This is a genomic window from Phreatobacter oligotrophus, from assembly GCF_003046185.1.
In the GTDB taxonomy this organism is placed as follows: Bacteria; Pseudomonadota; Alphaproteobacteria; order Rhizobiales; family Phreatobacteraceae; genus Phreatobacter; species Phreatobacter oligotrophus.
This window is the reverse complement of the sequence record NZ_PZZL01000037.1, coordinates 1-7,612: the sequence shown is the minus strand read 5'-3', so window position 1 is coordinate 7,612 and position 7,612 is coordinate 1. Positions and strand designations below refer to the sequence as shown.

General features: G+C 62.5%; 11 protein-coding genes. 6 read left to right on the top strand and 5 right to left on the bottom strand.

Translation table 11 applies throughout. The features are described 5' to 3' along the window. The first annotated feature begins 658 nt into the window (after positions 1-658). Positions 659-1,057, top strand: a complete 399-nt coding sequence (locus tag C8P69_RS22965; protein WP_146167444.1) for a metallophosphoesterase family protein — start codon at positions 659-661, stop codon at positions 1,055-1,057. A gap of 23 nt (positions 1,058-1,080) precedes the next feature. Here the strand turns inward: C8P69_RS22965 and C8P69_RS23680 are convergent, their stop codons facing one another. The 3 genes from C8P69_RS23680 to C8P69_RS22955 all read right to left on the bottom strand — a co-directional run bounded on the left by C8P69_RS23680 (position 1,081) and on the right by C8P69_RS22955 (position 2,651). After that, positions 1,081-1,275 (bottom strand): hypothetical protein, encoded by a 195-nt coding sequence (locus tag C8P69_RS23680; protein WP_146167443.1) that lies wholly within the window; start codon positions 1,273-1,275, stop codon positions 1,081-1,083. Between the two features lie 112 nt (positions 1,276-1,387). Next, the gene (locus C8P69_RS22960; RefSeq protein ID WP_108179761.1) at positions 1,388-1,591 is read right to left on the bottom strand and encodes a YgaP family membrane protein; all 204 of its coding nucleotides are present in this window, start codon (positions 1,589-1,591) and stop codon (positions 1,388-1,390) included. A gap of 157 nt (positions 1,592-1,748) precedes the next feature. Further along, a complete protein-coding gene (locus C8P69_RS22955; RefSeq protein ID WP_108179760.1) occupies positions 1,749-2,651 on the bottom strand; it encodes an MBL fold metallo-hydrolase in 903 nt (300 codons plus the stop codon). Positions 2,652-2,729: 78 nt separating this feature from the next. Here C8P69_RS22955 and C8P69_RS22950 point away from each other — a divergent pair, with 78 nt between their 5' ends. From C8P69_RS22950 to C8P69_RS22940, 3 genes are read left to right on the top strand one after another with little or no spacing between them, the layout of a single operon-like run. Next, a complete protein-coding gene (locus tag C8P69_RS22950; protein WP_108179759.1) occupies positions 2,730-3,053 on the top strand; it encodes an ArsR/SmtB family transcription factor in 324 nt (107 codons plus the stop codon). A 22-nt stretch (positions 3,054-3,075) separates the two neighbouring features. Continuing rightward, positions 3,076-3,609: a rhodanese family protein gene (locus tag C8P69_RS22945; RefSeq protein ID WP_108179758.1), complete on the top strand. Its 534-nt coding sequence runs from the start codon at positions 3,076-3,078 to the stop codon at positions 3,607-3,609. A gap of 29 nt (positions 3,610-3,638) precedes the next feature. After that, positions 3,639-4,433, top strand: coding sequence for a sulfite exporter TauE/SafE family protein (locus tag C8P69_RS22940; RefSeq protein WP_108179757.1), 795 nt, complete (start codon positions 3,639-3,641; stop codon positions 4,431-4,433). 80 nt (positions 4,434-4,513) lie between these two features. Here the strand turns inward: C8P69_RS22940 and C8P69_RS22935 are convergent, their stop codons facing one another. Further along, positions 4,514-5,218, bottom strand: a complete 705-nt coding sequence (locus tag C8P69_RS22935; protein ID WP_170118374.1) for a cytochrome c biogenesis CcdA family protein — start codon at positions 5,216-5,218, stop codon at positions 4,514-4,516. 91 nt (positions 5,219-5,309) lie between these two features. Further along, positions 5,310-5,711, bottom strand: a complete 402-nt coding sequence (locus tag C8P69_RS22930; RefSeq protein WP_108179755.1) for a thioredoxin family protein — start codon at positions 5,709-5,711, stop codon at positions 5,310-5,312. Positions 5,712-6,165: 454 nt separating this feature from the next. Between C8P69_RS22930 and C8P69_RS22925 the strand changes: the two genes are divergently transcribed. Next, the gene (locus tag C8P69_RS22925) at positions 6,166-6,432 is read left to right on the top strand and encodes a ribbon-helix-helix domain-containing protein (RefSeq protein ID WP_108179754.1); all 267 of its coding nucleotides are present in this window, start codon (positions 6,166-6,168) and stop codon (positions 6,430-6,432) included. A gap of 961 nt (positions 6,433-7,393) precedes the next feature. Next, on the top strand, positions 7,394-7,612 hold a 219-nt coding region (locus C8P69_RS22920; RefSeq protein ID WP_211353853.1), incomplete at its 3' end, for a transposase.

Below are 7,612 nucleotides of genomic sequence, written 5' to 3'. Positions count from 1 at the left end.
GCCAGAAAAGATCGCAATTCATCAGAGACTTCCTTCCGGAAGCCGTGAATCACAATCCCTCGCTCATGCCAACCGATTTATGGGTCCGGACCCTAGAACCCGCGCTTACCGCCAAGTCACACGAAAGATCGGTCCATTAGTCCCCGTCGCAAACCTGATGGGACTTCTGCTCCGTGTGGAGAAGGCGTTGCGGCGCACGCCCATCCGCTTGATGCAGCCACCATTATGCGCGTCCTCGAGCAGCCGGAGCACAGATCGATCCGAGACAACCATCGAAACTCCAATGCCGGCTGTCGGGATTGGATACCCACAGGGATCGACGTGCCGCATCTAGGAACTTCAGCTTTCGGCCTCTCCCGGCATGTCCGCTTTCGCGGCGCGAAGCGGACGTTGAGGGGATTCGCTTCTTGGGTCCCAAGTGGACCTCGGGAACGTCGGCTTACGGTTCGACAGTCGAACTGGGGACAACTTGACTGTTGAAAGAGCGCAAGCAAGCGATTTCCGCCTCAGCTGGCGGCACAGGTGAATGCCCGACCACGGTCAAAGCTCGGAATCCCGTTCGGCGAGTTTGTACAGGTCTTTGAGAACCCGCGCCCGGATCGCCGCATCTGTCGCCTCATCCAGAACGGCCCGCATAAGGGCAAGCGAACCGAACATCATGGCGAAGACCCCCCAGGCCGCAGGTCCGGGGAAGACACGTCCCAATGTCACCGCTGCCGCTTCGGCGCCGTTCGCAAACGCAGCCTGGATGGCCCCATCCGAATTCGAGGCGGTGATCCGCCGCCATCCCCACGTCGTGCGCTTCTTTGCCGGCCACCACCAACGGCCAATTCAGGCGCTTTTCGCCGGGACGCTCGCGATGGTCGCGCCGTCGGTGGCGCACCAGGTGGTTCTCGACCTCGTCGACCGGCCGCCGGCGCCGTTTAACTTCGAACCGGCCGCCTTTCACCTCCATCTTTGGACTGAAGGCGCGGGTCTCATCAGCCACACAGCCTATGTCGAGAAGGCTGCCGGCCGCTATCCCTTCCTGCGCGACGCCGACTATCCGGGGGCGTGAGACCGAAGCGCGACGACGAGGACTCACCGGGCCCAGCGACGAAGTGAGGGCTCAAACGGCTGCTGATCCTGTTCGGACTCCAGCCACCAAACGAGTGTCCGCTGATGCGGCGCGAACCTGATCGCTTTTTCCGCAACATTGGCCTGCCAGCGAGCCCCGAAATTGCGGCTTTCCATCGCGCCGCCGTCATCGTGGTTAAAGGCATGGGTCGGCTGCACGATGAAGCGTCGAGGGCGTCATCGCACCCTGTCAGAGCCTGTTCCCTCGCGACGCCTCATCGCGTCCGCTTACCTTCCATCACGGGCCGAAGCTCGATTATTGACCGGGCTCCTACTTGGTAACCGGGCATGTGCTGAGACCAAGGAGCGTGTAGGCAGGACAGAATCCGACCAATGCAGTCAGCAGCGGCACGATGCCGATCCAGCCAATCCAGCTGTAGCCATTGGTCGGCCAGCCGGTGATCGCCCATCCCATCAGTAAAAGGCCGAAAACGACGCGCAGGGCGCGATCGATGGTTCCGACGTTCCGCGTCATGAGGTTCTCCTTGGCTTGGACGAACGAGTTTGAACTCGGCCTCAGCGCTGCGAATGAAGAGGCCATTGGCAAGGCTCCGGGCGGATGAACGCCCGAAGAAGCCACCATTATATTAGAGGCGCCTAAACTAACATTGATGCGCATCAAGCTGTGATTGTCAGGCTGTCGTCGCCATTTCAGCAGTCTGGCTCTTGGCCTTCACGGGGATCACGAGGTAGCGCACGCCATTGGCCTCGGCCTCGGGGAACCGTCCGGCGCGGATATTGACCTGGATCGAAGGCAGCAGGAGCCGCGGCACAGCAAGCTTGGAGTCCCGCGCCTCGCGCATCGCGACGAATTCGCCCTCGTCTGTTCCATCCCGAACGTGAACATTGGCCGCCCGCTGCTCGGCCACCGTCGTCTCCCAGGCATAGTGGTCCCGGCCCGGCGCCTTATAGTCGTGGCAGAGGAACAGGCGGGTCTCAGGTGGAAGGGCCAGCACCTTCTGGATCGAGCGGTACAATGTGCGGGCGTCGCCCCCGGGAAAGTCAGCACGGGCAGTGCCAAAGTCCGGCATGAACAGGGTATCGCCGACGAAGGCTGCGTCCTCGATCCGATACACGATGTCCGCCGGCGTATGGCCAGGCGTATGCAGGATCGATCCTTCCAGTTCGCCGATCGAAAAGGTCTCACCGTCGCGGAACAAGTGGTCGAAGTCGCTGCCGTCGGTCTTCAGGTCGGTGGCGTTGAACACCGGCCGGAAGATGCGCTGCACCTCCTTGATGTGCTCCCCGATGCCGATCCTGGCGCCGGTCTTCGCCTTGATCAGGGGAGAGCCGGACAGGTGGTCGGCATGCGCGTGGGTCTCCAGCGTCCAGACAATCCGGTAGTCCTCGGCGGCTGCCTTGGTGAGGATCGCTTCCACCGAGCGCGTGTCCACCTCGCCAGCGTTCGGGTCGTAGTCGAGGACCGCGTCGATGACCGCCGCTTCGCGGGTCGCGGGATCGGCCACGATGTAGCTGATCGTGTTCGTGGCTTCGTCGAAGAAGGCGTGGATGAGAGGTTCACGGCGGGTCGACATGGCTAGCTCGTTCAACGATGGGTGTTGACAGATATATTCGATACCTCTAAATAAGCAATATCTAAATTAGAGATCGCTATGAACCCATTGCCCGACATGCTCGATCCGGCCGCCTTCGAGGCCAATGCGCTCGAGGTCGCCGACACGTTGCGCGCTCTCGCCAACGAGCGGCGCCTTCAGATCCTCTGCGTCCTGATGGAGCAGGAGGAGACGAATGTCGGGACCCTAGTCAGCAGGATCGGCATCAGCCAGTCGGCGCTGTCCCAGCATCTCGCCAAGATGCGGGACGAGGGCATTCTCGCCTTTCGCAGGGAAAGCCAGACGCTCTGGTATCGCATCGCCGATCCTCGCATCCGCGAGCTCATGGCCGAACTTTACCGCCTCTATTGCCGCAAGGCGTGATCTGACCTTCGAGGACTGACCCATGACCATCAAGCACATCGCCCCGGCCGAAGCCTTTGCCATGCTCTCCCATAGCGCCACCCTCGTCGACATTCGCGAGACGGATGAATGGCGCCGCGAGCACGTCCCGCTGGCGAGCCACCACCCGCTGTCATCGATCGAGCGCAGTCCGCCCAAAGTGGCGGGAGCGGTTATTTTCCACTGCCGGAGCGGCAACAGAACAGCCGTCAACGCCCAGCGTCTCGCGACCACCGTGCCGGGTGCGAAGGTTTACGTGCTCGAGGGCGGGATCGAGGCCTGGCGCGACGCAGGCCTTCCCATCGTCAAGGATGCGCGCCAGCCGATCGAGATCATGCGGCAGGTACAGATCGTTGCAGGTTCTCTGGGCGCAGTCGGCACCGCCCTCGGCGTTCTCGTGCATCCGGGCTTCCTGGCCGTCCCCGGCTTTGTGGGGCTGGGCCTCGCCTTTGCCGGCGTGACAGGCACCTGCGCCATGGCCCGCATTCTGTCGCTCGCACCGTGGAATCGTGCGGCCCTGACGTCGGCCAACGCCTGAACGGCGGTCCCCCACCGGGAGGTTCACCCATGCCCACCGATCTTCTCTCCGGCCTCTCGGGCGCGCTTGTGGGCGCCATCCTCGGCCTCGTGGGCGGCGGTGGGTCGGTGCTGGCCGTGCCGCTGCTGGTCTACGGCGTCGGCGTGTCGTCGGCGCATGTAGCCATCGGCACCAGCGCGCTCGCCGTGGCGGCAAGCGCCTTTGCCAACCTGATCGGCCATTGGCGTGCTCGGACCGTGAAATGGCGCTGCGGCCTTACCTTCGCCGCTGCAGGCGTCATCGGCGCCTTCGGTGGCTCGACCCTGGCCAAGAGCATCGACGGTGCCAAGCTTCTGGCACTATTCGGCGCATTGATGATCGTGGTCGGCATTGCCATGTTCCTGAAGCGCAAGGCTGAGGGCAACCCGGACGTGCGGCTCACCCGAGCCTCGGCGCGTTACCTCCTGCCCTGGCTGATCGGCGGCGGCCTCGGGGTCGGCCTTCTCAGCGGATTTTTCGGTATCGGCGGCGGCTTCCTCATCGTGCCTGCCCTGATGGTTGCGACGGGCATGTCGCTGCCCTTCGCCATCGGCACGTCGCTCATCGCCGTGACCGCCTTCGGAGCCGCGACGGCGGCAAGCTATGCGGCGTCGGGCCTCATCGACTGGCGCATCGCTGGAATCTTCATTCTTGGCGGCGTCCTGGGCGGCGTTGGTGGAAGTTCTCTCGGTCGGCTGCTCGCCGGGCGTAAGGGAAGCCTGGGCACCGTGCTCGCCGCGGTCATCATGGCGGTCGGTGTCTATGTCGTCGCGAGGAGCGCCATGGACTGGATCGGTCCGTCATAGGCAACTGCCGTGACCTGCCCGAACGGTCGAGAGGCCGGAAGACATGAATGCACGCGTCAAGCACCAACGCCCGCTCGTGTTCAGACGCTGGTGGTGAACGCGACCAGCCATTCCGGCATCAGGTTGACGAGCACCGCTTCCAAACGTTTGTCGAAGCCGGTCAGTACCGCCACCCCCACGACAATGAGAATGGCGCCAAGTGCCGGCTTTGCACGTTCCGCGACGCCCATCATCCGATTGCGCCGCGCCATGATCGCAGCTTGTGATCCGAGCGCCAGGAGCAACAGGATGCTCGCTGCCCCGAGCGAGAATGCGAACATGCGGATCATGGCATGGGCATATCCGCCGGTCTGGGCAGCGAGGGTCACCGCCGCACCGAGGGCGGGTCCCGCGCAGGGCGTCCAAACGACACCAAGCAGGGCTCCCGTCGCGAACTGACCTGCAAGTCCGAACGAGCCGAGGCGCGCGGCGATCGTCGATGCAGCGTCTGCGACAGGCTGGAGCGCCCCAGCGAAAGCGGTGCCGGCGGCGGACACAAGCAGGACAAGCCCGAAGAGCACGAAAAGGACGGCCGCGCCCGTCCGAAACACAACGTCGGACAAGCCTAGCGCCTGACCCGTGGCGGCAAGTGCTGTGCCGAGCAAGGTGAAGCCGAGCACCATCCCTCCCGTCAAAGCCAGCGGTCCCAGGCGTCCTTTTGAGAATGCCGACGCCAGGATGATGGGGAGAACCGGCAAGACGCAGGGGTTCAGCGTGGTCAGAACGCCAGCAAGGTAGCTCAGCACAAGTGCAGTCATTTGCAGCAGAACCGGCAGAGAACGGGTGAGCGGCGGAGGGGGCGGCCTTCTTGCCGGTCGCCCCCGAGCTGTAGCCGGCTCAGGCCGACAGCGCCTTGAGAGCCTGCTCGATAGCGGCCCGGTCACTTTGGCCCACCAACCGCGCGACCTCGCGCCCGCCGCGGAAGATCAGAATGGTCGACTGACTGCGAACGTTATGTTCCGTTAGGAAGGCCTTATCCGCATCAAAGTCCACACGAACCATCTGCGCGTTTCCAAAACCAGAAGCGCCGATCTGGTTGAAGCTGGACAATTGCGCGCGACACGTCGGACACCAATCTGCGTGGACATGGACAAAGACCGGGCCACCCGCGGCGATCATCCGGTCAAAGGTCCCCTTCGAGTAGCGCGTGAACGTAACAGCTTGAGCATGTGCCGGCAGAGCGGTCGCTCCGGCCGAGACAGCGCAGACGCTGGAGAGAAGGATGCGGCGAGTGAGCATACGAAATCCCCTTGGGCTTTGCGCGCATTCGAACGAGCGCGATCGTTGAGCAGACCGGTGCGACGGCCAGCCAATCCGTCCTTCGCATCCAGGGCGCGTCGCGTTACCAAAGCCGCGATGACAGCTTCGTGAGCGCGGGCCGCTCTGCGATCGGGCCGAGGGGTGAAGATCGCAGGTAATTGGCGAGCAATGATAACTTTACCTCGCGGTCTTCCTCGATGGACAGCAGACGGAAGCCGATCGCGAGAGGATTGTCCGGACAATCGCCGCGCTGGAGCGAGCGTGACCCGGGAAGCCCGTTCGCAACCTTCGGCAACGTCGCGTGACGGCAACCAGACGACTCTGACGTTGAGAGAGCAGATTCGCCGTATGCAGAGGCGCTGGCGGTTAAAGACCCCTTAACCGAATCAGACTGCGATGAGGTTGTAGACAGTCATGTGACGGAGTCAGACGGATGCCGCCCTCAAGCCGTCGCATAACAACTCAATCTCAGATCAAGAAGCGATCGATTGTTCTCGATGGACACAGGACGTCTCTTTCCATTGAGGACGAGTTCTGGAACGCAGTTCGCAGGCTGGCACGCCTAAACAGCGAATCGCTCAGTTCCTATGTCTCTCAAATCGACAGCCAGCGCGAGACTGGGAATCTGTCCTCGGCAATAAGACTCGAGGTACTCAAGGAGGCGCGAGCCGGACGGCTTCCGGCTTTCTCTGACGAGTGATGGCCTGACGCCGACCTTCGCTTGCAGCCAATCACGCCATCAGACTCCGGAGCGATCCGCTGCAGTCTCCACGGAAAATCGATCTCCGGGCACCATTCACACGCTACGGTCACCCTCCTCGGCCCGCTCCAGCAGGCTTCACCAGACGCAGTCGACCAGGCTGTATATTTGAAACCCTTCGCGTCGGTGTCTCGGTCGAACGCATACGCCTGCCTGCCGAGGCCGTGCCATGATCAGGACGGCAAAGGTGGATTATCTCCTTAGGGAGGTTTCCATAGCATCCGCGGACAACAGGCGGACCATAACGGCCGGTGGCAATGTCCATCCATCTGCTAAACGCTACCGCCCCCGCGTATCGATGAGCCATGGCTTTTGACAAACGCACAGCTTCCTCCGGATCAATCGCGGGACGCTCGAGAACCGGCACGAGACGACCTCCGTCCCCCACACCAAAAACCACAACAACGTGGTACCAAACGCTACTCATACGCGACCCCTCGCGATTGAACAAAACATGAACATTGCATCTTGCAGTGCCAATGGAGTCAATGGCTCAGGGCCTTCTTGAAGAGCCATGCTGACAAACGACGCACCACCTAACGGCATCGAGGATCGCTCGGTGAATCGCCCCGGTTTTGCCGGAGGCTCCAACTACCGAGTGGGATGGTCATGAGGAACAAACAACATCCCGCCCGCCGAAGCTGAGGAACTCAACTACACCTCGTTCGCAGAAAGCGATCGCCGCACAACTCACCACAACAGGCTTCCGGCAAAACCGGGGCGGTTCACCTTGCTCGAGGGGCGAGGCATTACCGCGGTGAAGCGCGCGTAAACCCAGGCGAAGGATGACTCTGGGAACTGCTGCAACGCCCATTACCAACCGCTAACGGTCTGAACCAGCCCCCTAATTGCCCGGACACGACCCACGCTTAAGATAAGGGTTAGGAGTAATGTCGTGCGCATGACTGGTTCTTATCCGAAGAGTGAGGTCCTTCCCGGACCACAGCGCCGGCGCCGATGGACGGTGACGGAGAAGCTGGAGATGGTCGCCGAGACCAATGAGCCGGGCTCGTCGGTGAGCCTGGTGGCCCGCCGTCACGGTGTATCGCCCAACCAGCTCTTCACCTGGCGGCGGCTTGCCGAGCAAGGCGCTCTGACGGCAACGCGGGCCGAGGAGGAG

What these genes read in the sequence shown, in the direction of transcription:
- C8P69_RS22965 (WP_146167444.1), top strand. Translation starts at nt 659, where the DNA reads ATGGCGAAGACCCCCCAGGCCGCAGGTCCGGGGAAGACACGTCCCAAT.
- C8P69_RS22940 (WP_108179757.1), top strand. Translation starts at nt 3,639, where the DNA reads ATGCCCACCGATCTTCTCTCCGGCCTCTCGGGCGCGCTTGTGGGCGCC.
- C8P69_RS22930 (WP_108179755.1), bottom strand. Translation starts at nt 5,711, where the DNA reads ATGCTCACTCGCCGCATCCTTCTCTCCAGCGTCTGCGCTGTCTCGGCC.
- C8P69_RS22950 (WP_108179759.1), top strand. Translation starts at nt 2,730, where the DNA reads ATGAACCCATTGCCCGACATGCTCGATCCGGCCGCCTTCGAGGCCAAT.
- C8P69_RS22925 (WP_108179754.1), top strand. Translation starts at nt 6,166, where the DNA reads ATGCCGCCCTCAAGCCGTCGCATAACAACTCAATCTCAGATCAAGAAG.
- C8P69_RS22955 (WP_108179760.1), bottom strand. Translation starts at nt 2,651, where the DNA reads ATGTCGACCCGCCGTGAACCTCTCATCCACGCCTTCTTCGACGAAGCC.
- C8P69_RS22960 (WP_108179761.1), bottom strand. Translation starts at nt 1,591, where the DNA reads ATGACGCGGAACGTCGGAACCATCGATCGCGCCCTGCGCGTCGTTTTC.
- C8P69_RS22945 (WP_108179758.1), top strand. Translation starts at nt 3,076, where the DNA reads ATGACCATCAAGCACATCGCCCCGGCCGAAGCCTTTGCCATGCTCTCC.